The 22,618-nt window shown below is 32.1% G+C and carries 22 protein-coding genes; 8 read left to right on the forward strand and 14 right to left on the reverse strand.

The genetic code is table 11. The features are described from left to right. Nucleotides 1–18 precede the first annotated feature (18 nt). From AC2D8I_RS08845 to AC2D8I_RS08880, 8 genes are all read right to left on the reverse strand, one after another. Nucleotides 19–462 carry a DoxX family protein gene (locus AC2D8I_RS08845; RefSeq protein WP_484705641.1) on the reverse strand — a complete coding sequence of 148 codons (444 nt, stop codon included), beginning with the start codon at nucleotides 460–462 and terminating at the stop codon, nucleotides 19–21. Nucleotides 463–506: 44 nt separating this feature from the next. Then, nucleotides 507–1,064, reverse strand: coding sequence for a carboxymuconolactone decarboxylase family protein (locus AC2D8I_RS08850; protein WP_484705642.1), 558 nt, complete (start codon nucleotides 1,062–1,064; stop codon nucleotides 507–509). 70 nt (nucleotides 1,065–1,134) lie between these two features. Beyond that, nucleotides 1,135–1,698 (reverse strand): TetR/AcrR family transcriptional regulator, encoded by a 564-nt coding sequence (locus AC2D8I_RS08855; protein WP_484705643.1) that lies wholly within the window; start codon nucleotides 1,696–1,698, stop codon nucleotides 1,135–1,137. A gap of 122 nt (nucleotides 1,699–1,820) precedes the next feature. Continuing rightward, nucleotides 1,821–2,651, reverse strand: a complete 831-nt coding sequence (locus AC2D8I_RS08860; protein WP_484705644.1) for a phosphotransferase — start codon at nucleotides 2,649–2,651, stop codon at nucleotides 1,821–1,823. Between the two features lie 13 nt (nucleotides 2,652–2,664). After that, entirely contained in the window at nucleotides 2,665–2,793 is a 129-nt protein-coding gene (locus AC2D8I_RS08865; RefSeq protein WP_484705645.1) for a hypothetical protein, read from the reverse strand. An 81-nt stretch (nucleotides 2,794–2,874) separates the two neighbouring features. Continuing rightward, a complete protein-coding gene (locus tag AC2D8I_RS08870) occupies nucleotides 2,875–3,831 on the reverse strand; it encodes a D-2-hydroxyacid dehydrogenase (protein ID WP_484705646.1) in 957 nt (318 codons plus the stop codon). Between the two features lie 59 nt (nucleotides 3,832–3,890). Continuing rightward, on the reverse strand, nucleotides 3,891–4,952 hold the full coding sequence (gene serC / locus AC2D8I_RS08875; protein ID WP_484705647.1) for a 3-phosphoserine/phosphohydroxythreonine transaminase: 1,062 nt from the start codon (nucleotides 4,950–4,952) through the stop codon (nucleotides 3,891–3,893). A gap of 107 nt (nucleotides 4,953–5,059) precedes the next feature. Then, entirely contained in the window at nucleotides 5,060–6,118 is a 1,059-nt protein-coding gene (locus AC2D8I_RS08880; RefSeq protein WP_484705648.1) for an acyl-CoA reductase, read from the reverse strand. Between the two features lie 76 nt (nucleotides 6,119–6,194). Here AC2D8I_RS08880 and AC2D8I_RS08885 point away from each other — a divergent pair, with 76 nt between their 5' ends. Continuing rightward, nucleotides 6,195–6,548 (forward strand): 4Fe-4S dicluster domain-containing protein, encoded by a 354-nt coding sequence (locus AC2D8I_RS08885; protein WP_484705649.1) that lies wholly within the window; start codon nucleotides 6,195–6,197, stop codon nucleotides 6,546–6,548. Between the two features lie 141 nt (nucleotides 6,549–6,689). Here AC2D8I_RS08885 and AC2D8I_RS08890 read toward each other — a convergent pair whose 3' ends face one another. Further along, nucleotides 6,690–7,796: a carboxypeptidase-like regulatory domain-containing protein gene (locus AC2D8I_RS08890; protein WP_484705650.1), complete on the reverse strand. Its 1,107-nt coding sequence runs from the start codon at nucleotides 7,794–7,796 to the stop codon at nucleotides 6,690–6,692. A gap of 361 nt (nucleotides 7,797–8,157) precedes the next feature. Between AC2D8I_RS08890 and ychF the strand changes: the two genes are divergently transcribed. Beyond that, nucleotides 8,158–9,252 (forward strand): redox-regulated ATPase YchF, encoded by a 1,095-nt coding sequence (ychF, locus tag AC2D8I_RS08895; RefSeq protein WP_484705651.1) that lies wholly within the window; start codon nucleotides 8,158–8,160, stop codon nucleotides 9,250–9,252. Nucleotides 9,253–9,522: 270 nt separating this feature from the next. On the opposite strand, the gene AC2D8I_RS08900 is transcribed toward ychF, so the two are convergent. The 4 genes from AC2D8I_RS08900 to prfB all read right to left on the reverse strand — a co-directional run bounded on the left by AC2D8I_RS08900 (nucleotide 9,523) and on the right by prfB (nucleotide 14,021). After that, the gene (locus AC2D8I_RS08900) at nucleotides 9,523–12,006 is read right to left on the reverse strand and encodes a TonB-dependent receptor (RefSeq protein ID WP_484705652.1); all 2,484 of its coding nucleotides are present in this window, start codon (nucleotides 12,004–12,006) and stop codon (nucleotides 9,523–9,525) included. 88 nt (nucleotides 12,007–12,094) lie between these two features. Beyond that, the gene (locus tag AC2D8I_RS08905) at nucleotides 12,095–12,472 is read right to left on the reverse strand and encodes an arsenate reductase family protein (protein ID WP_484705653.1); all 378 of its coding nucleotides are present in this window, start codon (nucleotides 12,470–12,472) and stop codon (nucleotides 12,095–12,097) included. Nucleotides 12,473–12,549: 77 nt separating this feature from the next. Continuing rightward, complete coding sequence (gene arsC, locus AC2D8I_RS08910) at nucleotides 12,550–12,891, reverse strand: arsenate reductase (glutaredoxin) (protein WP_484705654.1); 342 nt, start codon at nucleotides 12,889–12,891, stop codon at nucleotides 12,550–12,552. 19 nt (nucleotides 12,892–12,910) lie between these two features. Beyond that, nucleotides 12,911–14,021, reverse strand: a protein-coding gene (prfB, locus tag AC2D8I_RS08915) for a peptide chain release factor 2 (RefSeq protein ID WP_484705737.1) whose coding sequence is annotated in 2 segments (ribosomal slippage) — nucleotides 12,911–13,957 and nucleotides 13,959–14,021 — 1,110 coding nt in all. Because the reading frame shifts where the segments join, the coding sequence is not laid out codon by codon here. 95 nt (nucleotides 14,022–14,116) lie between these two features. Here prfB and AC2D8I_RS08920 point away from each other — a divergent pair. Continuing rightward, nucleotides 14,117–15,142, forward strand: a complete 1,026-nt coding sequence (locus tag AC2D8I_RS08920) for a threonine aldolase family protein (RefSeq protein ID WP_484705655.1) — start codon at nucleotides 14,117–14,119, stop codon at nucleotides 15,140–15,142. 136 nt (nucleotides 15,143–15,278) lie between these two features. Here AC2D8I_RS08920 and AC2D8I_RS08925 read toward each other — a convergent pair whose 3' ends face one another. Next, nucleotides 15,279–15,602, reverse strand: coding sequence for a YbaB/EbfC family nucleoid-associated protein (locus tag AC2D8I_RS08925; protein ID WP_484705656.1), 324 nt, complete (start codon nucleotides 15,600–15,602; stop codon nucleotides 15,279–15,281). Nucleotides 15,603–15,738: 136 nt separating this feature from the next. Between AC2D8I_RS08925 and AC2D8I_RS08930 the strand changes: the two genes are divergently transcribed. The 5 genes from AC2D8I_RS08930 (at nucleotide 15,739) to AC2D8I_RS08950 (ending at nucleotide 22,615) form a co-directional block, all read left to right on the forward strand. Then, nucleotides 15,739–17,808 carry a S9 family peptidase gene (locus AC2D8I_RS08930; RefSeq protein WP_484705657.1) on the forward strand — a complete coding sequence of 690 codons (2,070 nt, stop codon included), beginning with the start codon at nucleotides 15,739–15,741 and terminating at the stop codon, nucleotides 17,806–17,808. Nucleotides 17,809–17,879: 71 nt separating this feature from the next. Then, nucleotides 17,880–18,920 (forward strand): cysteate synthase, encoded by a 1,041-nt coding sequence (gene capA, locus AC2D8I_RS08935; protein WP_484705658.1) that lies wholly within the window; start codon nucleotides 17,880–17,882, stop codon nucleotides 18,918–18,920. A 230-nt stretch (nucleotides 18,921–19,150) separates the two neighbouring features. Beyond that, nucleotides 19,151–20,410: a cysteate-C-fatty acyltransferase gene (capB, locus tag AC2D8I_RS08940; protein ID WP_484705659.1), complete on the forward strand. Its 1,260-nt coding sequence runs from the start codon at nucleotides 19,151–19,153 to the stop codon at nucleotides 20,408–20,410. Between the two features lie 235 nt (nucleotides 20,411–20,645). Next, a complete protein-coding gene (locus tag AC2D8I_RS08945; protein WP_484705660.1) occupies nucleotides 20,646–21,653 on the forward strand; it encodes a glycosyltransferase family 2 protein in 1,008 nt (335 codons plus the stop codon). After that, nucleotides 21,653–22,615 carry a CdaR family protein gene (locus tag AC2D8I_RS08950; protein ID WP_484705661.1) on the forward strand — a complete coding sequence of 321 codons (963 nt, stop codon included), beginning with the start codon at nucleotides 21,653–21,655 and terminating at the stop codon, nucleotides 22,613–22,615. Before AC2D8I_RS08945 ends, AC2D8I_RS08950 begins: the two co-directional genes overlap by 1 nt. Nucleotides 22,616–22,618 lie beyond the last annotated feature (3 nt).

Genomic DNA, 22,618 nt, shown 5'->3' on the forward strand with positions numbered 1-22,618 from the left:
TATTATAAAGCTAATCAATTATTTAAAAGGATTAATTCCTTTTTTTAAAAGATGATCTAGTGCCCAGTCATTATAACTTAAATGCCATAAAAGAAAAGCAAAAATTGCAGCATGGATTAATTGAGAATTAATGACAGACCAATTTTCTATCATTGTACTCCCAAAAACCAAAAGTAACATCGTGATAATACTTGCTACTAATGCTTGTTTTGTAAAAAAACCTATGATTAATAGTAATCCTAAAATGAATTCCATTAATGTTAAAAGGTATCCAAAAGGTTCCACTAAAATGGTTGGTAACATTGAATCCCCAAACTTTTTTACCATATAGTTGCTAAACGCTACAATTTTAGGGAGCCTTACTAAGCCGTGGCCAAACATACTAATGCCTATAATTATTCGCATTAAAAAATAGGCTGATTTTTTGTCCTTAATGCTTTTTGAATAAATATTATTAATCATAAGTTTTTAATTAATGTAACTGCAATTTTTACTTTATTTTTAAATTAAGAAAAACTCTCAAATCTTTTATCTAAAGGTGTTTTGGCAATATGATTTGTATAATTACTAATCACTTTTTGGGATAAGCCTAGAATGATTTCAAGTAAATGTTTTTGATTGAAGCCAGCATTATAAAAGGTATTTAGCTCTTCCTGTGATATATTACCTCTATTTCTAACCATAGATAAAGTAGTATCGTGTAATACTTGTAAATGCTGTGTTGGCAATTCTGTTCTATTTCTTAATGCAGTAGTAATGGCATCGTCGACTTTCATCAAGCTGGCTATGGCTGCATGAGCAGGAATACAATAATGGCATTCATGTTCTACGTTTATGGTTTGCCAAACAACAGTAAGTTCATCATTATTAAAGGAAGAGTTTAAAAATAACTCATGTAATGTTTGATAAGCATCTAATAAGGCTGGTGATTCCGCTAGTACGCCATGTAAATTTGGAATAGAACCAAACGATTTTATAGATTTTTCTAATAATACTTTGCTTTCTTCTGAAGCAGATTCAATAGTATGAATTTTTAGTGTGTTATTTGTTTGTAAAGTACTCATAATTTTTATTTTTCAATTGTTATTTATATTAAATAACTAAACAAGTGTTTAGTTATTGGGTAAAAAAAAGTTATAAATTTTTAAATATATTTTCTATATAATGATTTAGCTGTAGGGTGTTAAAGACTCGGGTTGCAGCAGATAATCCAAACATTGAGATGATTAAAAAATCGGCTTGTTGTTCAATAATAGTTAAGGTCTTTGTTTTATCTTGTTTTAAACTATCCTTAAATACTTCTCTTACCTCATTTGTGAAATTTATCAATACTTCTTTAATTTGTGAGTCTGCATTCTCACCTAATTCATTAGCTGTATTGGTTACTAAACATCCTTTTCCGTATTCTGTTTCTTTAGAAAATTCTATAAAGTTGTAAAAGTATTGCTTAATACCATTAACACCATTTGTCGATGCTTTTAATGGGGAAATAAGCGTGTTTAACTTTTGTTTGTAGCACTTTAAACTTTCAATAAAGAGCCCTTTTTTATTTCCAAAACTAGAATAAATCGAAAATTTATTTATTCCCATTTCCTTTTCAAGCATTTGCATAGATGTCGTTTCATAGCCATTACGCCAGAATACATTCATGGCTTTATCAATAACTTCATTTTCTTTATATTCTTTTTTCCTGGCCATACTTTCTAATTACCATACAAATCTAAACAATTGGTTAGTAATAAAAAAAAGTTTAACTTTTCTATAATTTTATGAAAGGAAATGAATTGCGTATAAAGTATTGTTTTTAATAATCTAAGGCCTTATGTTATGACGTTATATTTAATCCAAGATTTTAACCTTTCTATATAGAACATTTTAAGATAGTTTTGAGTTAAAAAAATATTAGAGTAATCAAATCTTTGAGCTTGAATGCCAAGGTAAAAGAGAAACACAGCTAATCCTGCTTTAGGAATAAATGCTAATTCGTTATTAGAAAGCGGGCGAATACTTTGGTAGCCTTGTAAAAAAGAGTGCTTTTTTAACTCATATTCTTTTTTGTCGGTTTCTATATGAAACAAATGTTTACAAAAATAACCAAGATCTAAAATTTGTACCCCATTTCCACAAAAATCAAAGTCATATATTGTAATCTCTTTTTCGTTTGTAATGGACATATTATCATACCATATATCCATATGAACGATTCCCTGAGGAAAGTTTTCAAAATCGGATTTTTGAAATAAAGAACTTAGTGATTTAATATACTGCATTTCAGAGAGGTTCTCTTCAAAAAACGGTTTTAAATGTTCGTAAGGTTTTTCTATGAGGGACTGTTTGTTATAATGAACACGGTTAATCGTTTTTTGAGATGTAACCTTATGAATTTTAGCGATTAATGTTCCAATAAGTGCACAAGTTTCTTTGTCTATAAATCTAATTTTTTCTCCTTTTGCGAACGAAAAGAGAACAACATACCTAATTCCTTCAGGCGCCTTTATCTCTTGAATATAATCGCCATTTGTATCTGAAATAGGAAAAGAAATACTCAAATAATTATTTTGTAATGTTTTTAAAAGGTTAACTTCTTCAATAATTTCAGTTTTTGATCTCCAATTATAGCAATACACTCTTATTAGTATATTGCGTTTCATGATTAGAAAGGAATTAGGTATGATTCATTCCTGTTCTAAATAATTTACAATTAAAATCTGGATGTAATTGGTATTTTTCTTTTATAAATTCACCGAGTTTTTTAGGGGTAATTATAGATTTTGTTACAGGTAACACTTTCATCGTTTTGTTGTTAAAAAAAACTTAGCAGATAACTGCTAAGTTTTTTATGAATTTATTTTAAGTTTTCTTTAAATCTTATTTTTACTGGTTACCAAGAAGCGCTATTATTTGCGTGGCTAATTCGGTTCCTATTCTATCTTGAGCTTCATTAGTAGCTGCACCAATATGCGGTGTTAAAGAGATCCTTCCATTCATTAATAATTGTACTGCTGGTTTGGGTTCGTCTTGAAAAGTATCTAAACCAGCAAAGGCAACTTTACCGTTTTCTAAAGCTTTTACTAATTCTACTTCGTTTACTATACCACCACGAGCGGCATTAATTAGCCCTACACCATCTTTCATTATGGCAAATTCTTTCTCAGCAATAATGTAGTCTTTTTGAGCAGGAATATGTAAGGTAATAAAATCCGATTGCTTTAAAACATCTTCCATAGATTGAGTTTCGAGAGTAAAACTTAAAGATTGTCCGTCAAAAAACTCAAGAGCAACATTTGTTTTATCAATATATAAGTCACTCGCTATAACACGCATACCAACACCTAAGGCAATTTTAGCAACTTCTTGACCTATACGCCCTAAACCAATAATTCCTAATGTTTTTCCTCTAAGTTCTATACCTTTAGCATAATTCTTCTTCAGTTTTTTAAATTGAGTATCGCCATCTAGAGGCATATTCCTGTTAGAGTCATGTAAGAAACGGACACTTCCATATAAATGTGCAAAAACTAATTCTGCAACAGATTGTGAAGAGGCTGCTGGTGTATTGATAACTTGTAATCCTTTTTCGCGTGCGTAGTCTACATCTATATTATCCATACCAACGCCGCCACGGCCAATAATTTTTAAGCTAGGGCAAGAGTCGATAACATTTTGTCTTACCGTTGTGGCACTACGTACCAAAAGAACAGCAATAGTGTTGGTGTTAATATAATTTATTAGTTGTTCTTGTGCTACTGTTGTTGTTGACACTTCAAAACCTGCGGCTTCTAAAGCATCAATTCCACTTTGTGAAATACCGTCGTTTGCTAATACTTTCATAGAAAATTTATTTTTTCATTTCCGATTTATGGGAAATATTAAAGTGTTTATAATTTAAATTATGCTTTTGCTTCAAGTTCACTCATAACTTCAACAAGTGCCTTTACACTGTCTAGTGATAAGGCATTATACATAGAAGCTCTATAACCACCAATACTTCTATGTCCATTAATACCATTAATACCAGCTTCTTTACACATTGTATCAAAGGTTTCTTTTAAATCTTCATTTAAAAGTGTGAATGTTGCATTCATGTAAGAGCGATCTTCTTTAGCAGCATAGCCTTTAAAAAGAGGGTTTAGATCTATTTCAGAATACATTAAACGCGCTTTTTTTTCATTTTCCTCCTCTATAGCTTTAATCCCTCCAAGATTTTTTAGCCATTGCATCGTTAGCATCGAGGTATATACCGCAAAAACAGGAGGGGTATTAAACATACTACTTTTACTAATTTGTATTTTGTAATCCATCATAGAAGGAATTTTACGCGATACTTTCCCTAAAATAGCTTCTTTAACAACAACTAAAGTTGTTCCTGCAGGCCCCATATTTTTTTGAGCTCCAGCGTATATTAAATCAAATTTTGAAAAATCTAGAGTACGTGAAAAGATATCACTACTCATATCGCAAACCATTGGAATGTCGCATTTCGGAAATTGCTTCATTTGCGTACCATAAATGGTATTATTGGAGGTACAGTGAAAATAATCGTAATCTGAAGGGATATCGTAGCCTCTTGGGATGTAATTATAACCGGCATCCTTGGAAGAGCCTACTTCGTATATATCATCATATAATTTAGCTTCTGTAATGGCCTTGTCACTCCATGTTCCTGTATTTAAGTAGCCAGCTCTTTTTTCTAGCAAATTTAAAGCGACTTGTAAAAATTGCATACTTGCGCCGCCTTGTAAAAATAAAGCTTTATAACCTTTGCCTTCTAAGCCTAAAAGCTCTAGAGCTAATGCTCTTGCTTTCTCCATAACATCTACAAAAGCTTTACTTCTGTGCGATATTTCAATTAGTGACAGACCATTATCAAAATCTAAAAGTGATTCTGAGGCTTTAATAATGACTTCTTTAGGTAATACGCAAGGTCCTGCGCTAAAGTTATGTATTTTCATAAAAAACAATATTTTGTATTTTCGTAGATACGAATTTTTTTAATTTAACCTTTACAAAGGTGATAATTTATGTTGTGAATTTTACTAATAAAATAATAATTTATAAACTATAAAGCTAATAAGAATGCGATAGTATCTTTATTATCGGCATAATCCCATAGCGCTGGTTTTTGTGTGTTTCCAAATTTAACAGTGTTATTTGTAATGTGTTTACTCACAACGCATTGAATGTTGTCTTTTTCGTTTTCTATCTTTTCTTTTAGTAACTGTTTATCATCATAATATTCATAGAATATGGTGGCAATGGGTGAGGCATAACTCTTATCTTCTTTTACCATTAAAAAGCCATTTTCTAACATATCAAACTCACTCATTAAATAAACCGCTTTATTATAATCATAATTGTTAGCATATTTAGCTTCGTCTATAATGGAATGCCAAGAATACATTGCTTTAAAAAAAGCATCAAAATTATAAGCTTTAGGGACAAAAAGTTTAGATACATTTCTACAGCCCAAACCATAATATCTAAAAATATCTTCAGAGAGATTTTTCATCTCTTCTTCACTTTCTTCTCCGGTTATTATGGCGACCGAATTTCTGTTTTTACGTATAATGGAAGGTTTATTTTTAAAATAGTACTCGAAATACCTTGCTGTATTATCACTACCAGTTGCAATAACAGCATCAAAATTTTCCACTTTACCTTCTGTAAACTCTATTAAACCCTTAAAATCAGGCGCAACATATTCCAAGTATTTTGCTAAAAAAGGCAGCAGGTGTTTGTCGTTAGACGATTGTTTAACTATAACAGAATGCCCAGAAATTAAAACACTTAAAAAATCATGAAACCCAACCAAAGGGATATTACCAGCCATAATGATGGCTACTTTTTTTTGCGATACAGTGTTGATCTTGTAGGTATTAAGCCATTGGTTTAATGACTCTGTTTGTAGTAATTCCGACCAGCCTTTCAAAGCAAATTGAATGTTTGTGGTAGTAAACCAACCATTGTGTTCATTGGCTAGTTTTATTTGATGTTTAAAGCCTTCAAAAAACAGATCGTTATGAGGGATGTTGTTTTGTTTCTGAAATTCTCCTGAAGAAAACTGATCGATAAAAGCACCTAAGCTCACAAAGGCGTTAATTCTTTGTTGTAAATTCATTTCGTATTTGCGTAAGACTAGTTTTGTCGTTATTTTTGCAATTGCAAATTTAAGCAAACAAAAGATAAGAATTACTATGGCGATTATTATAACAGATGAATGTATAAATTGTGGTGCATGTGAACCAGAATGTCCTAACACAGCAATTTATGAAGGAGCAGATGACTGGCGCTATAAAGATGGAACGAGTTTAGACGGTACTATAGTGTTACCAAACGGAAAATCGGTTGATGCTGATGAAGCACAAGAACCTATTAGTGATGAAATTTATTATATCGTTCCAGATAAATGTACAGAATGTAAAGGATTTCATGAGGAACCACAATGTGCAGCGGTTTGCCCTGTAGATTGTTGTGTGCCCGATGATGAATATGTAGAAACAGAAGACGTACTTTTAGGAAAGCAGCGTTTTATGCACCCAGAGGAGTAAAATAAAAATATTTTCAAAAAAAATCTCAAGTTTAGCTTGAGATTTTTTTTTGAATTAAACATTAAGTGATTCTCTTTTAATAAAACCTGCTTTTTATATTTTAAAATAGGAGTAGCTGTAATGTAGTAAATGGATATTAATTTAGAGCTCTGAAAGTTCAAAAACAAAGAACTCCATAACTCTATCTAAATCTGTAAATCCTTCTGCAGTTCCATGTGTATGAAAAGAAGAGTAAAATACGCCACCATTTCCAACTTGAAACGTGAATGCTAAGTCTTTCTCTTCAGAAATGATACTAGCATCATTATCGGTATAACTAACAGGACCTTTTAGCCAAGGTAGAGTTGTCTCTGGGTTAAAGGAATCGACCACTTGCCATTGTGGTAAAAAACCATCTATTTCAATAACACCATCTATAGTAATTCCAAAATTACTAAATAACCACTCTGCAGCATTCTCATTTAAAAGAGTTGCTTGTGAACTAAGTGAAGTTCCACTTTTTTCCGGTTGGTAAAATTCTAAATAGTCTGTATTATCATTAGTAATAGCACTTAGGTATTTAAAGGCCCAATCTGTAGCATATAAAATACCACCGTTATTAACATAATTATATAGATTGGTATTGAAATCTGTTTTAGAGTCATCCAATCCACAGTTTAAAAATATAATATCATATTGTGCTAAAAGTTCTGGGGATGCTATTAAATCTCCAAAATTAAAGGTTACGTTTGGTAATAAATTCGCGTTATTAGTTTTTTCTACTCCTATATTTCTATGGGAATAATGGTTTTTATTAGAAATATTTATCCCTTCTACAATGTCAAATAACGGCATTTGTGTAATGGGATTAACCAAACCTATATTGTACAATATATTTTCAATATTATCAAAATGCCCAGTTACTACAGCAATTTTAGGTAGGATGTCTAAACTAAAACTAGGGAGGTTGTTTTCTTCGGTAACAATAATTTCTTTTTGAGTAGAGAATTTTCCTTTTTTTAGTACAATACTATAAGTTCCTTTAGGAACCTTTAACGAAAAAAAACCTTGATTATTTGTAATAGTTTCTGCAACTATTGCATTATTTTTATTAAAGGAAACGGCACCACCAGAGATAGGATCTATTGCATTTGGAGCTAATAATTGTCCTGAAATAGTCACCGTTTCGGAAAGAGGTACTGCGTCTTCATCTTTAGAACATGACGCTAGAAAAAGTAACGTTAAACACGATAATAGAAATGATTTCATAATAGTTTGTTTTAAATTAAATCAGATTAAATTAACCGCATTCTGTATTGGTTAGGGATAAATAAGTCCGTCGGTTTTATAGTATAACAACTTAAAAGTAAAAAATCCTAACATTTTTTTTAAATAAATTCAGGTTTAATTAATTGATAATTAGTGGTTAATGTGTTTTTTGTGTTGGGGGTGAAATATAAATTCATAAAGTGATAGGTCGTTTTGTAGAAATAATATTTCGCTTCTCTATGGAAATAAGTATTAGAAAAACTTTCTTTAATAAAGATGGTTATAAAGTATAAAAACGGTTATTTCTTATTAGAATAACCTCAGAAGAAATAGTATATTTGCGCTTCAATAAAATTACAATATGAAAGCAGGAATCGTAGGCTTACCAAATGTAGGAAAATCAACTTTATTTAATTGTTTATCTAATGCTAAAGCACAAAGTGCAAATTTTCCATTTTGTACTATAGAGCCTAATATTGGCGTGGTTAACGTACCAGACCCTAGGCTTCAAAAGTTAGAAACTTTGGTAAATCCGGAGCGAGTACTGCCTGCTACGGTAGAGATTGTGGATATTGCAGGACTGGTAAAAGGAGCAAGTAAAGGCGAAGGTTTAGGAAATCAATTTTTGGCTAATATTCGTGAGACAGATGCCATTTTACATGTATTACGTTGTTTTAATAATGACAATATTGTTCATGTAGACGGTAGTGTAAATCCAATACGAGACAAAGAAACTATAGACATAGAGTTACAACTTAAGGACTTGGAAACAGTAGAGAAAAAACTTGAAAAAGTAAAACGCGCTGCAAAAACAGGTAATAAAGAAGCTCAGAAAGAAGAAGCTGTTTTATTAAAATTGAAAGACGGGCTAGAATCAGGGAAATCGGTTAGAGCTTTAGAGTTTACTGAGGATGAGTATGATGAAATCGTAAAGCCTTCACAGTTAATTACAGATAAACCAGTTATGTATGTTTGTAATGTAGATGAAAATGCCGCTGTTTCTGGTAATGAATATGTAGCGCAAGTAAAAGCCGCTGTAAAGGATGAAAATGCAGAAGTTTTAGTCCTAGCAGTAGGAACAGAAGCCGATATAAATGAATTAGACGACTATGAAGAACGCCAAATGTTTTTGGCAGATATTGGCTTGGATGAGCCAGGATCGGCTAAATTAATACGTTCTGCATACAAGTTATTGAATCAACAAACCTACTTTACAGCTGGTGTTAAAGAAGTGAGGGCTTGGACTATTAATATAGGAGCTACTGCGCCTCAAGCAGCAGGAGTTATTCATACAGATTTTGAAAAAGGATTTATTCGAGCAGAAGTAATAGGCTATGATGATTACGTAACTTATGGTAGTGAATCTAAAGTAAAGGAAGCTGGTAAAATGCGTGTAGAAGGTAAAGCTTATACTGTAAAGGATGGAGATGTAATGCACTTCTTATTTAATGTTTAATACAGCACATATTAACTCGTAAAAAGCGATTGTTTTAATTCGAGTAAAAATTTAAAAAAAGTGAGGCAAAATTATATGCCTCGCTTTTTTAGTTTAAGGTTTTCTTGTAGAAGTTACCTAATGTGTATGCTATTTACTAGGCCGTTTTTTTATATAATACATTTATACTATTAAAAACAACAGCGGCTTAAACTATAAAAGAGTTTAGCCGCTGTTTGTTAATTTCTATACTTTTTGAATCACAGGTTTATAGCGTTGTAATTAAAAAAGCTATCCTTCAAAATCATCACTGCCATTTGCTCCACCGCCGCTGCGTTGCGATTTCTTTTTTTGATTGAATCTATAGGTGAAAGCAAGATTAAAGCTACGCTCTCGCCATTGAAACTCACTATCACTTATAAAAGTGCTAGTGGTTGTTATTTGCTGACGTTTTCTAGAGTTAAAAACATCACTAATGTTAAAAGCTAATGATGCTTTTTCATTGAATAAATCCTTGCTAAAGGCTAGATTGGCAGAAAATAAACCTTCTCTTTTGTTTTGAGCATCTTCGTTAGGGCCACGATATACTAGGCGTGTTTGCCAGTCGATATTACCTGGTAAAGTATATTTATTATTTATACGAGCAAACCATCTGGTGTCTTTATTTCCTAAGTTTTCTCCATTAGGAGTCTCACCTTCTGTTTCACTTTGGAAAAAGTTGAAATTCCCATTAATATTCCATTTCCTTGAAGCTCTATAACTTAAAGTAAATTCAAAACCTAATCTGTCTTGAGAAGCTAAGTTTATTGGTGAGCGCTGTATAACGGGAATTTCTTGATTGTTAACGATTGCAGTTTCTCCAGAGTCAAAACTGATAAATCTAAAGACGTCTGTTGCATGTGAATAGTATGTAGAACCATTAAAAGTAAATCTTCCAAAACGCTTTAAATACCCTAAATCAAATTGTCCAGAATAGCTAGGAGCTAATTCGGGATTTCCTTGAAAATAACTTGTAACACTAGATCGCGAAGGGAATGGGTTTACAAAAAAGGAACGTGGGCGACGTAAACGTCTGTTATATGCTAACGTAAGGTTTTCACTTTCACTAAGTTCATAACTAAAATTAACTGTTGGGAACAAACCGGTATAGTTGTTTTTATTAAAATCACCGCTTGTGGGCTGATCTATTGTAATTTGTGTATTCTCTAAGCGCAATCCTAATAAATAAGAAAATTTACCAATTTTACTACCGTATTGAGAATAGATAGCTGTAATATACTCCTTATAATTAAAAAGGTTTGTTAGGTCTGGACTTACATAAAATTGATTCGTATCAGGGTTTAAAAATTCTACAGTATAATCGGTACTTTTTTCATTGAAATTACCACGGTATCCTAGTTCAATTTGACTTTTATCTTTAATAGGAAGTATGTAATCTGTCTGTAGTAGTATTCGACTTTCGTCTTCTAAAGTGGCTACTTTTTCAGAAACTAAACCATCAATATTAATGTCTGAAAATTGATCTTGAGTATTCTTTTCATATTGAAAGTCGAAGGTTAATTTATGTCCGCTGGTTTTAAATTGCTTGTCATAATTAACAGCATATTGCACGGTTTTATTATCATTTAATTCAGGGTCTAAACGTAAACTGCTTGAGGTTGGCTCTCTATTTTCATCAAATTGATTTACAATATTCGTTGTATTGTCTTCATTGTTGCCTTCACTATATAATATAGAGGTTGTTATAGATGATGAGTTATTAACATACCATTCTACACCAAGGTTCGTATTTAAATTACGACGGAAGCGATCGAATTGACTAGATTCCTCTGAAAAGGTATCTGGATTATCTACAATAAGATTATTCGAATCGTCGAATTCTTGATTAAAATATTGATTCGACGCACTGGTAGACCCAGGAACTTCACGGTAACTGTAGCTGGTAGTGTTAAAAATGTTTACATTTCCTACTCTATAATTAATGTTTCCAGAAGTTCCTGCTGAAGGATTGTAACCAATATTACTTGTAATGGCACCGTTTAAACCTTGCAATTTACTTCGTTTAAGAATAATGTTTAAAATTCCACCTGTCCCTTCTGCATCATAGCGTGCTGAAGGGGAGGTTATAACCTCTACCTTTTCAATCGCATCAGCGGGTAATTGGCGTAAAGCTTCAGTAGAATTTAATCCTACTAATCCAGAAGGTTTACCATTAATTAAGATGCGAACATTATCATTTCCGCGTAATGATACATTACCTTCAACATCAACAGAAACAGAGGGAACATTGTCTAAAACATCACTAACGGTCCCGCCTCGAACAGTTAAATCTTTACCAACATTATAGATTTTTTTGTCGAGTTTAATTTCTACAGTAGTTTTTTCTGCTACGATTTCAATTTCATCTAAGGATTCTGTAGATTCTTGGAGTAATTGTGTCCCTATATTTTCATCTTTTGTTATTTTCTTATTGGCTATGCTCGTTGTTAAGAATCCAATGTATTCAAATGAAATAGTGTAAGTGCCAACAGCAACAGGGACGCTAAAATCGCCTTGTTCATTTGTAATACCTCCAGTAACAATTTTATTATTAAATGTACTGGTAAATACAACTGTAGCGTATTCTAGAGGTGTTTTTGTTTCACTGTCAATAATCTTACCAGTAATGGTAACCTCTTTTTTTTCAATGTCTTGAGCAACAGGGCCAGATTTTTGAGCATTAGTAATTGTTGTATTAAAAATGAGGAGTAAAAAGGGTAAGATAAATTTTTGCATGTCTATATTTTTAGGGAATAAGACCACAAAAATAGAGTATGGTTTAACGGTGCTTGGTTAAAGCTTTGTTAAATAAAAAGGCTTCACATTATTTAAAACTTGAAACTTTCTCTCGATCTACATTAATAACATCGAGTATTGTTTTTGTGGTTTTACCAATAATAGCTTTTTTGCCGTTTATAATGATAGGTCGTTCTATTACATCTTGATACTCAACCATGATTTTTAGATATTCTTCTTTTGTAAAATGATGCCCTGCATCTATTAAGTGTTGAAATAGCTCTTGCCAAGTTTTAGATTTTTTTCTTATAAGTACTTCTGGCGTTATGTTTAGGAGGTTTACCACCATAGCTAGCTTAGTTTCATTAAGTGAATTAATGGTTTCATAATTATTTGAAAAGGTTTCTAGTATTTCAAGACATTTGTTAGAATCAATGGATTTTGGGTTGTGATATATTACTATCATTTAAGTAAGAGTTAAGGGATGATTAATGGATTCTTTTTTAGGTTATTCTATGAAGAGGGGTCTTACTTTTATTTAATTTATAGGATGTCTTTTATAAGGTCTGGCGGGCGACCAATAACTGCTTTGTTATTATTTATAACTATAGGACGCTCAATAAGCTTAGGGTGTTCTGTCATTATTTTTATGAGTTCATCGTTCGAAAGGTTACGTGTTTTAAAGGTTTCTTTCCACAGGGCTTCATTTTTACGAACAAGTTCTAGTGGGCTAATGTTTAAAAGCGTTATGATATTTTCTAACTCTTCAATAGTTGGAGGCGCTGTAAGGTAATTAATTACTTCAAACGGTTTTCCCGAATCTTCAACGATTTTTAATCCTAAACGGGATTTACTACATCTATTATTGTGGTAAATTTTAATCATTTTTTTATTTTTAGGTTATCTATAAAGTATCTTCTTTCGATAATTTTTGTCCCATCATCATTAAATAGGCTTTAAGAAACGGTGTGATTTCGCCGTCCATTATGGCATCAACATTACCTGTTTCATAGTTTGAGCGAACATCTTTTACTAATTTGTAAGGATGCATGACATAATTTCGTATTTGACTTCCCCACTCAATTTTCATTTTATTAGCTTCTATGTCTTCACGTTGTGCTAATTGTTTTTGTAATTCTATTTCGTAAAGTTGCGATTTTAGCATTTGCATAGCACGCGATCTATTGTCGTGTTGAGAACGTGTTTCTGAGCATGAAATCTGAATACCAGATGGTTTGTGTGTTAGCTGTACTTTGGTTTCTACTTTATTTACATTTTGACCACCAGCACCGCTAGAACGCGCCGTAGTAATTTCAATGTCGGCTGGATTTATTGCAATCTCTATACTGTCATCAACTAGTGGATAGACATATACCGAAGCAAAACTGGTATGGCGTTTGGCATTACTATCAAAAGGCGAAATACGCACCAAACGGTGGACTCCATTTTCACCTTTAAGCCAACCAAAGGCATAATCGCCTTCAATTTCTATAGTTACTGTTTTAACCCCAGCAACATCACCTTCCTGAAGGTTTAGTTCTTTAACCTTAAAGCCATTTTTTTCGGCATACATTAAATACATTCGAAGCAGCATATTGGCCCAATCACAACTTTCTGTACCTCCAGCACCAGCTGTTATTTGTAAGACAGCACTAAGATTATCTCCTTCTTCAGAAAGCATATTCTTGAATTCGAGGTCTTCAATTATATTTTTAGCCGCATCAAAACGCTGTTGAAGATCTTCTAAAGAGGCTTCTTTTTCTTTGTAGAATTCATAGATTATTTCTAAATCATCGACAAGCGTTTGAGAAGTGTTGTACTCTTCGATCCATTTTTTTTTGATTCTAAGCGATTTCATAACACTTTCTGCTGCTTTAGAATCATTCCAAAAATTAGGTGAAAAAGTTTGTTCTTCTTCGTTTTGTATTTCTATAAGTTTGCTATCTATGTCAAAGATATTGCCTTAACGCATTAAGGCGTTTAGAGAGATCTTTTATATGATCTGTTGTTACTATCATTATTTTGTTGTTTAAAACAAAAATAGAATTTATACTATTATTTGAAAGCAATTAGCAGTATATTTTATAGTTTTATACTAAAAAAAGATCAAATGGTAATAGATTTAAGAAGTGATACTGTAAGCAAACCTTCTCAAGAGATGTTGGAAGCTATGATGTTAGCTAAGGTAGGAGACGATGTTTATAAAGAAGATGACACTGTAAATGAGTTAGAATATCGTATAGCAAAACTTTTTGGAAAACCTAAAGCGTTGTTTTTTCCTAGTGGAACAATGGCTAACCAAACCGCAATAAAATTACATACTAACCCAGGAGATCAAGTTATCTGTGATAAGTATTCCCATATTTTTAATTATGAAGGAGGAGGTGCTTCTTTTAATAGTGGAGTGTCTTGTGCTTTAATTGATGGCGATAGAGGAATGTTTACAGCTAAACAAGTAGAGGCAGCGATTAATCCTCCAGATTTTTATCACAGCCCTTTATCTAGTTTAGTAGAAATAGAAAATACAACCAATAAAGGTGGTGGTGCTTGTTGGGATTTTAATGCTATTTTAAGTATTAAAGAAGTTTGTAATCAAAATAACTTAGGCTTGCATTTAGATGGTGCGCGTTTATGGAATGCTTTAGTAGCCAAAAATGAAACCCCAGAGCAGTACGGAAAGGTATTCGATACCATATCGGTATGTTTGAGTAAAGGCTTAGGCTGTCCTGTTGGTTCCGTACTATTAGGAGATGAGGAATTTATGGAAAAAGCGATTCGGATTAGAAAAATTTTGGGTGGCGGAATGCGTCAAATAGGGTTTTTAGCAGCAGCAGGATTGTATGCTTTAGATCATAATATTGATAGATTAAAAGCCGATCATATTAAAGCTAAAGAAATTGCGATTGTTTTAGAAAATCAAAATTATGTTCATACTGTAGAACCAGTAGAAACCAATATTGTGATTTTTAGCTTAAATGAAAAAATTGAAGAAAAAAGCTTTATTGAAACCTTAGAGCGGAAACAGGTGAAAATTAGTGCGTTAGGAGCAGGGAAAGTAAGAATAGTAACGCATTTAGATTATAATCTGAAAATGCATAAGCAGTTTCTAGAGATTTTAACTTCTTTTAAAGTGTAATCAAATACAGTCCTATTTATAGAAGGGAACTCGAATGGTTTTCTATATCTTAATTAGGATTAATTTCATACAAATTATTGAAAGTATAAGTTTACTTCAATAATTTGTATGAAATTATAAACATTCCCTGGTTGTGTTATTTAAACATATCCATCCCAGGGATATTAGGCATACCATCTTTAGCGGCAGCAGCCAGTTCAGCTTCATTAATGCTTGTGGCTTTTTCTATAGCTTTATTTAGCGTTAAAATTAAGTAATCTTCTAATTGTTCTTTGTCGTTCAATAGTTCATCATTAATTTCTATAGACTTTATAGCTCTATTGGCCGTTAGGGTTATTTTTAATAAACCATCATTGCTTTTTTCATCAACTAAAACGGTATTTAAACGCTGTTTTGTTTCTTCTACTTTTTTTTGGGCGTCTTGTAATTTACCCATCATTCCGCTAAGGTCTCCAAACATAATTTTATATTATAAGTTATTGCTGTGCAAATTTATTAAATTATAGGTGTTTTTTATCATATATTTAATATGAAGAATGTAACAATTATTTTAATCATAAGTTATATTTTTGTTTTCTTGTAAACAAAATCCAAATATGATAGATAAGCTTGTACTTAATAATTTTCCAGTGGCAAAAAAAGAGCCTAAAAGATTAGAAATTCACAATGATGTGAGAATCGATAATTATTTTTGGTTAAACGATAAGGACGATGAAGCGGTTATTGATTATTTAAATGCCGAAAATGCATATACTAAAGAGGTCCTAAAGCATACGGAACCTTTTCAAAAGGAGTTGTTTGAGGAAATGAAAAGTCGTATAAAGCAAGATGATGCTTCGGTGCCTTACAAACTGAATGGATATTGGTATATTACTAAATATGAGGCAGGTAAAGATTACCCGATCTACACACGTAAAAAAGAAAGCTTAGACGCAGACGAGGAGTTGTTATTCGATTGTAACGCCATGGCAAAAGGACATTCTTATTTTAAATTAGGAGGAATTTCTATAAGTCCAGATAATACAATGGCAAGTTTTTCTGTAGATACGGTAAGTAGAAGGCAATATACACTATACATTAAAAATTTAATTACAGGCGAAATCTATTCAGATAAAGTAGAGAATACAACAGGAAGTTCTACATGGGCAAACGATAATAAAACATTATTTTATTCTAAGAAAGACGAAGTTACACTACGTTCAAGTAAAATATATAAACACCGATTAAATACAGAAACTTCTGAAGATATTTTAGTGTTTCATGAAGAAGATGAAACATTCAATGCATTTGTATATAAAACAAAATCAAGAAAATATCTTGTTATTGGCTCTACAAGTACATTAACTTCTGAATATAGGATTTTAAATGCTGAGACTCCAGATGCGCCATTTAAAATATTTCAAGCACGAGAGCGCGAGTTGGAGTACTCTATAGCCCATTATGATGATAGTTTTTATATTATAACAAATAAAGACAAGGCTACGAATTTTAAGCTTCAAAAAACTTCAGAAAACAATACCGAAAAAGCACATTGGAAAGATGTATTACCATACCGAGATAATGTGTTAATAGAAGATATTGAGATATTTAAGGATTATTTGGTGATTAATGAAAGAGAAAATGGCTTAAATAAAATTAGAATTATAAGCTGGAATGGAGACGAAGATTACTATTTGCCCTTTAATAATGAAACTTATACCGCTAGTATAGGGAATAATCCAGAGTTTAATAGTACCGATTTAAGATACAGTTATAACGCACTTACAACACCAAACTCGGTTATCGATTATAATTTTAAAACAAAAAAGAAAACGATTTTAAAGGAGCAAGAAGTGCTTGGTGGAACGTTCGATAAAAATAATTATGAGTCTGAGCGTGTATGGGCAACAGCCAAAGATGGCGTTAAAATTCCTATTTCATTAGTTTATAAAAAAGGAATAAAAAGAGATGGCAACAATCCATTGTTACAATATGCTTATGGCTCTTATGGCGCAACAATGGACCCTTATTTTTCATCAATACGATTGAGTTTATTAGATCGGGGCTTTATTTATGCTATAGCTCATATTCGCGGCGGGGAATATTTAGGACGTGATTGGTATGAAAATGGGAAATTGTTAACCAAAATGAACACCTTTACCGATTTTATAGACTGCTCGAAATACCTAATTGAAGAAAACTATACCTCGACCAAGCATTTATACGCTATGGGAGGAAGTGCAGGAGGACTATTGATGGGAGCTATTATTAACCTTAAGCCAGAACTTTATAATGGAGTTATAGCAGCGGTCCCTTTTGTAGATGTTGTTACAACAATGTTGGATGATAGTATTCCATTAACAACAGGAGAATATGATGAATGGGGGAATCCAAATGAGAAGGAATATTATGATTATATGAAACAGTATTCACCTTATGATAATGTAACCAATAAGGCTTACCCAAATATGTTAGTCACAACCGGATTACATGATTCTCAGGTGCAATATTGGGAGCCTGCAAAATGGGTTGCAAAATTGAGAGATTTAAAGACCGATAATAATAACTTGTTATTTCATATCGATATGGACTCTGGACATGGCGGTGCTTCAGGACGATTTGAAAGCTTGAAAGAGGTTGCTTTAGAGTACGCTTTTCTTTTAGATTTAGAAGAAATAACCTGTTAAAAAAAAAAGTCGTATTTTTGCGAGGTTTTAGAGCATATTAACCAATTTGAATGAGCTTATAAATAACGTTTATGGAAAATAATAAACAAGTTTTTGACAATGTATTAGACCTTATCGGTAATACACCAATGATAAAACTACAAAAAATAACATCAGGTTTTAAAGGTAACTTTTTAGCTAAAGTAGAGGCTTTTAATCCAGGACATTCCTCTAAAGATAGGATTGCGTTATACATTTTAGAAGAAGCAGAGCGTCAAGGTATCCTTAAACCTGGCGATACCATTATAGAAACAACTTCTGGTAATACAGGGTTTAGTATTGCTATGGTTAGTGTAATAAAAGGATACGATTGTATTTTGGCCGTAAGTTCTAAATCTTCGGCAGATAAGATCGATATGTTAAAAAATATGGGGGCTAAAGTTTATGTATGCCCAGCCAATGTAAGTGCAGACGATCCAAGATCATATTATCAAGTCGCAAAACGTTTACACAATGAAATTAAAGGTTCCGTTTATATCAATCAATATTTTAATCGATTAAATTTAGAGGCGCATTATCATTCTACAGGGCCGGAAATATGGAACCAGACAAATGGGAAAATCACTCATTTAGTAGCATGTAGTGGTACTGGAGGAACTATTTCTGGAACCGCTAAGTATTTAAAAGAACAAAACCCAAATATTAAAATTATAGGAGTAGATGCATACGGATCTGTATTGAAAAAATATCATGAAACTAGAGCGTTTGATGCAAAAGAAATTTACCCCTATAGAATTGAAGGATTAGGTAAAAATTTAATCCCTACAGCAACAGATTTTGATGTTATAGATGCTTTTGTAAAAGTTACAGATGAAGAAAGTGCGCATTCTGCACGTGAAATTGCAAAAACAGAAGGCTTATTTGTAGGATATACATCTGGAGCCGCAATGCAAGCCATTAAACAATTGAGTGCAGAAGGAGAGTTTGATGAGAATGACGTAATTGTAACCATTTTTCCAGATCATGGGTCACGTTATATGAGTAAAGTATATAGCGACAAATGGATGAGGGATCAAGGATTCTTCGATAGTGTTAATGAAGAAGCTGCACAAAGTATCCAATACGTAAAGTAAAACATAAAACATAATAAAGATTAGCTGATTTTAATTTTTTTAAGTCAGCTAATTTTTTATGAAAAATAGATTGTAAAAAGATTATGCAAAAAAGGTAGAATTGCCTAATTTTGCAAGAACTAAACTAATTTAATGGCTTACAATAAATCATTCAAAATAAATTTTAATTAGTATGATGATTGGTATTGAGTGTATTGCTATGCCCATAAGTAAACAATGAAAACGAACCGATGAAAGATTTATTTGAAAAAATATACAAGGATAAAGGACCCTTAGGGAAATGGGCTTCAACTGCTGAAGGTTATTTTGTTTTTCCAAAATTGGAAGGTCAAATTTCTAACAGAATGAAGTTTCAAGGAAAAGATGTTATCACTTGGAGTATTAATGACTATTTAGGTTTAGCTAATCATCCAGAAGTTCGTAAGGTCGATGCAGAAGCAGCGGCAGCTTATGGTTCAGCTTATCCAATGGGAGCACGTATGATGTCAGGTCATACAGAACTACACGAACAATTACAGAATGAATTAGCCGCTTTTGTAAATAAAGAAGCTGCTTATTTATTAAACTTTGGTTATCAAGGGATGGTGTCTACAGTAGATGCCTTAGTATCTAAAGATGATATTATTGTTTATGATGTGGATGCACATGCTTGTATTATAGATGGTGTACGTTTACATATGGGTAAGCGTTTTACATATAAGCATAATGATGTCGAAAGTTTAGAAAAAAACCTTGAGAGAGCGACCAAAATGGCCGAGCAAACTGGAGGTGGGATATTAGTGATTTCAGAAGGTGTTTTTGGAATGCGTGGTGAACAAGGACGTTTAAAAGAAATCGTAGCGCTTAAAAAGAAATTTAATTTTAGATTGTTTGTCGATGATGCTCATGGTTTTGGTACTTTAGGAAAAACAGGAGCAGGAGCAGGAGAAGAGCAAGGCGTACAAGACGATATAGATGTCTACTTTGCAACATTTGCTAAATCTATGGCTAGCACAGGCGCTTTTATAGCGGCAGATAAAGAAATTATAGATTATTTAAAATATAATTTACGTTCACAAATGTTTGCCAAGTCATTGCAAATGCAATTAGTGGTAGGCGCGTTGAAGCGATTAGATATGTTGCGAACAATGCCAGAGTTAAAGGAAAACTTATGGACTATTGTTAATGCTCTACAATCTGGATTAAAGGCTCGTGGTTTTGATATCGGAACAACGCAAAGCTGTGTAACTCCAGTATATCTAAAAGGAAGTATACCTGAAGCAATGGCATTGGTTAGAGATTTACGAGAGAATTATGGCATATTTTGTTCTATTGTAGTATACCCTGTAATCCCAAAAGGATTGATTTTATTAAGAATGATTCCAACAGCTACACATACACTGCAAGACGTATCGGAAACATTAGATGCTTTTGATGCGATTAGAGACCGTTTAGAAAACGGAACATACAAACGTATGTCTGCTGCTTTAATGAAAGCAATGGGGGAATAATAAAGATTAGTATAACGTACAGTAATAATAAATTAAAGGTAGTGATGTTAGATCACTACCTTTTTTATTATAGAAACGTGTAGGTTCATTGTTAATATGTAATATTATAACAGTCTTTTAAATTAATCATATAGCGTTAATATTAATTTTGAGATTATCTATTTTAGTTTAAAAGAAAACCATCTAAGTACCATACTTAGATGGTTTTTTTATTAGTTTAGTTTACATTTGTGTTATGCAAATAGAATTTTCTTTTATTATTCCAGTTTATAATCGCCCAGATGAAATTGAAGAACTTTTATATAGTCTCAGCAATTTGGAAACCCCTTTAGGGTTTGAAATTGTTATTGTGGAAGATGGCTCAACAATACCTTGTAAGGCAATTGTAGACAAATATAATTCAATATTAAATATAGCATATTATACAAAGCCTAATTCAGGTCCAGGTGATTCACGAAATTATGGAATGCTTAAAGCAAAAGGGAATTATTTTATTGTTTTAGATAGTGATTGTATTTTACCAAAACAATACCTATCAGAAGTTACTAAAAGTTTAACGTTAGATTATGTACACTGTTTTGGTGGGCCAGATGCGGCACATCATTCTTTTTCTAATGTTCAAAAAGCAATTAATTTTTCTATGACTTCATTTATAACCACAGGAGGCATTAGAGGACATAAGAAAAGTATAGATAAATTCCAACCGAGAAGTTTTAATATGGGAATTTCTAAAGAAGCTTTTGAAGCAACCAATGGCTTTGGACGCATTCACCCTGGTGAAGATCCAGATTTATCGATACGATTATGGAAATTGGGATATAAAACAAAGCTTATTCCCGAAGCATATGTGTATCATAAACGTCGCATTTCATGGTCTAAATTTTACACGCAAGTCAATAAATTTGGTTTGGTAAGACCTATACTTAATTTATGGCACCCAGAAACAAAAAAAATTACTTATTGGTTCCCTGCCTTTTTTAGCATAGCCATTTTAGCATCAGTTGGTCTCTTTTTTTTAGGAGTTAAATGGCCTGTATATTTTGTCTTAACATATTATTTACTAGCTTTAGTTATAGCAATAGCAAAAACCAAAAGTATTCTAATCGGTTTTCAAGCATTAATAGCTTTAACAATTCAATTTTATGGTTATGGTCTTGGATTTTTAAAAGCGACTATTATGGTAGCTGTGCTTAATAAAAAACCAGAAAAAGTGTTCCCAAAGTTATTTTTTAAAATCAAGTAATGCTAGCATTGAAATCCAAAATAGTTAAAACCTTTAAAAGCGGGAAAATTAATGTTTTTTTTCTCTTTTTTTTATTGGCATTTATTATCTTGATATTAACCAAGCTATCTAAGGAATACACTAATACAATTACGCTAGATGTAGCACCTAAGAATATTCCAGAAACAGTTATTGTGTTAAACGATTCTACACATAAATTAAAAGTAACATTAACAACCTATGGTTTTAAATGGTTTAAATTTTACTTGAAACCACCTGTCTTATCGATTGATTTTAGTGAAGATGTTAATAAAACTGATGGTTATTTTATTTGGAGTGCCACAAAAGGGTTTTCAAATATTAATGATCAATTCGATACGGAAACTAAAATTAAGACGATTAACCCTAGCATTTTAAAATTTAAATACGATGTTAATGCTGTTAAGTACATTCCTATTAAAGTAAATGCTAAGCTAACATTTAGTCCAGGCTATGATATTTTAAATACAATAAAGGTTATACCAGATAGTGTAAAGGTTATTGGGCCAGCAACAATTTTATCTAAGCTAGAATCCTTAGAAACCGAAGCGTTAGTTTTAAAGGCTGTAAAAACCCCCATTAAAAATAAATTACCATTAGAAACCAAAAACATAGACGCCAAAGTTAAACTTGATTTTAACGAAGTAGAAGTTGAAGCTAAAGTAGAGCGTTTTACTGAAGGGACTTTGAATATTCCCATTCAGGTTATTAACGTACCAAAGGATTTGCAATTAAAACATTTTCCTAAAAGTACTAATGTTACTTATTATACAAGTTTAAATGCCTTTAAAGAGATTAAAACTAAGGATTTTAAAGTCATTTGTGACTATGATGATTTAGATGAGAATAGTCATTATCTAACCCCTAAACTAGTAAAACATCCAAAAACGGTAAAAAGTACACGGTTGCACCAGCAAAAAATAGAATTTATTATTACAGAATAGTTT

Source organism: Lacinutrix sp. YIN62, assembly GCF_057219185.1.

What these genes read in the sequence shown, in the direction of transcription:
- AC2D8I_RS08845 (WP_484705641.1), bottom strand. Translation starts at nt 462, where the DNA reads ATGATTAATAATATTTATTCAAAAAGCATTAAGGACAAAAAATCAGCC.
- AC2D8I_RS08850 (WP_484705642.1), bottom strand. Translation starts at nt 1,064, where the DNA reads ATGAGTACTTTACAAACAAATAACACACTAAAAATTCATACTATTGAA.
- AC2D8I_RS08855 (WP_484705643.1), bottom strand. Translation starts at nt 1,698, where the DNA reads ATGGCCAGGAAAAAAGAATATAAAGAAAATGAAGTTATTGATAAAGCC.
- AC2D8I_RS08860 (WP_484705644.1), bottom strand. Translation starts at nt 2,651, where the DNA reads ATGAAACGCAATATACTAATAAGAGTGTATTGCTATAATTGGAGATCA.
- AC2D8I_RS08865 (WP_484705645.1), bottom strand. Translation starts at nt 2,793, where the DNA reads ATGAAAGTGTTACCTGTAACAAAATCTATAATTACCCCTAAAAAACTC.
- AC2D8I_RS08870 (WP_484705646.1), bottom strand. Translation starts at nt 3,831, where the DNA reads ATGAAAGTATTAGCAAACGACGGTATTTCACAAAGTGGAATTGATGCT.
- serC (WP_484705647.1), bottom strand. Translation starts at nt 4,952, where the DNA reads ATGAAAATACATAACTTTAGCGCAGGACCTTGCGTATTACCTAAAGAA.
- AC2D8I_RS08880 (WP_484705648.1), bottom strand. Translation starts at nt 6,118, where the DNA reads ATGAATTTACAACAAAGAATTAACGCCTTTGTGAGCTTAGGTGCTTTT.
- AC2D8I_RS08885 (WP_484705649.1), top strand. Translation starts at nt 6,195, where the DNA reads ATGGCGATTATTATAACAGATGAATGTATAAATTGTGGTGCATGTGAA.
- AC2D8I_RS08890 (WP_484705650.1), bottom strand. Translation starts at nt 7,796, where the DNA reads ATGAAATCATTTCTATTATCGTGTTTAACGTTACTTTTTCTAGCGTCA.
- ychF (WP_484705651.1), top strand. Translation starts at nt 8,158, where the DNA reads ATGAAAGCAGGAATCGTAGGCTTACCAAATGTAGGAAAATCAACTTTA.
- AC2D8I_RS08900 (WP_484705652.1), bottom strand. Translation starts at nt 12,006, where the DNA reads ATGCAAAAATTTATCTTACCCTTTTTACTCCTCATTTTTAATACAACA.
- AC2D8I_RS08905 (WP_484705653.1), bottom strand. Translation starts at nt 12,472, where the DNA reads ATGATAGTAATATATCACAACCCAAAATCCATTGATTCTAACAAATGT.
- arsC (WP_484705654.1), bottom strand. Translation starts at nt 12,891, where the DNA reads ATGATTAAAATTTACCACAATAATAGATGTAGTAAATCCCGTTTAGGA.
- AC2D8I_RS08920 (WP_484705655.1), top strand. Translation starts at nt 14,117, where the DNA reads ATGGTAATAGATTTAAGAAGTGATACTGTAAGCAAACCTTCTCAAGAG.
- AC2D8I_RS08925 (WP_484705656.1), bottom strand. Translation starts at nt 15,602, where the DNA reads ATGTTTGGAGACCTTAGCGGAATGATGGGTAAATTACAAGACGCCCAA.
- AC2D8I_RS08930 (WP_484705657.1), top strand. Translation starts at nt 15,739, where the DNA reads ATGATAGATAAGCTTGTACTTAATAATTTTCCAGTGGCAAAAAAAGAG.
- capA (WP_484705658.1), top strand. Translation starts at nt 17,880, where the DNA reads ATGGAAAATAATAAACAAGTTTTTGACAATGTATTAGACCTTATCGGT.
- capB (WP_484705659.1), top strand. Translation starts at nt 19,151, where the DNA reads ATGAAAGATTTATTTGAAAAAATATACAAGGATAAAGGACCCTTAGGG.
- AC2D8I_RS08945 (WP_484705660.1), top strand. Translation starts at nt 20,646, where the DNA reads ATGCAAATAGAATTTTCTTTTATTATTCCAGTTTATAATCGCCCAGAT.
- AC2D8I_RS08950 (WP_484705661.1), top strand. Translation starts at nt 21,653, where the DNA reads ATGCTAGCATTGAAATCCAAAATAGTTAAAACCTTTAAAAGCGGGAAA.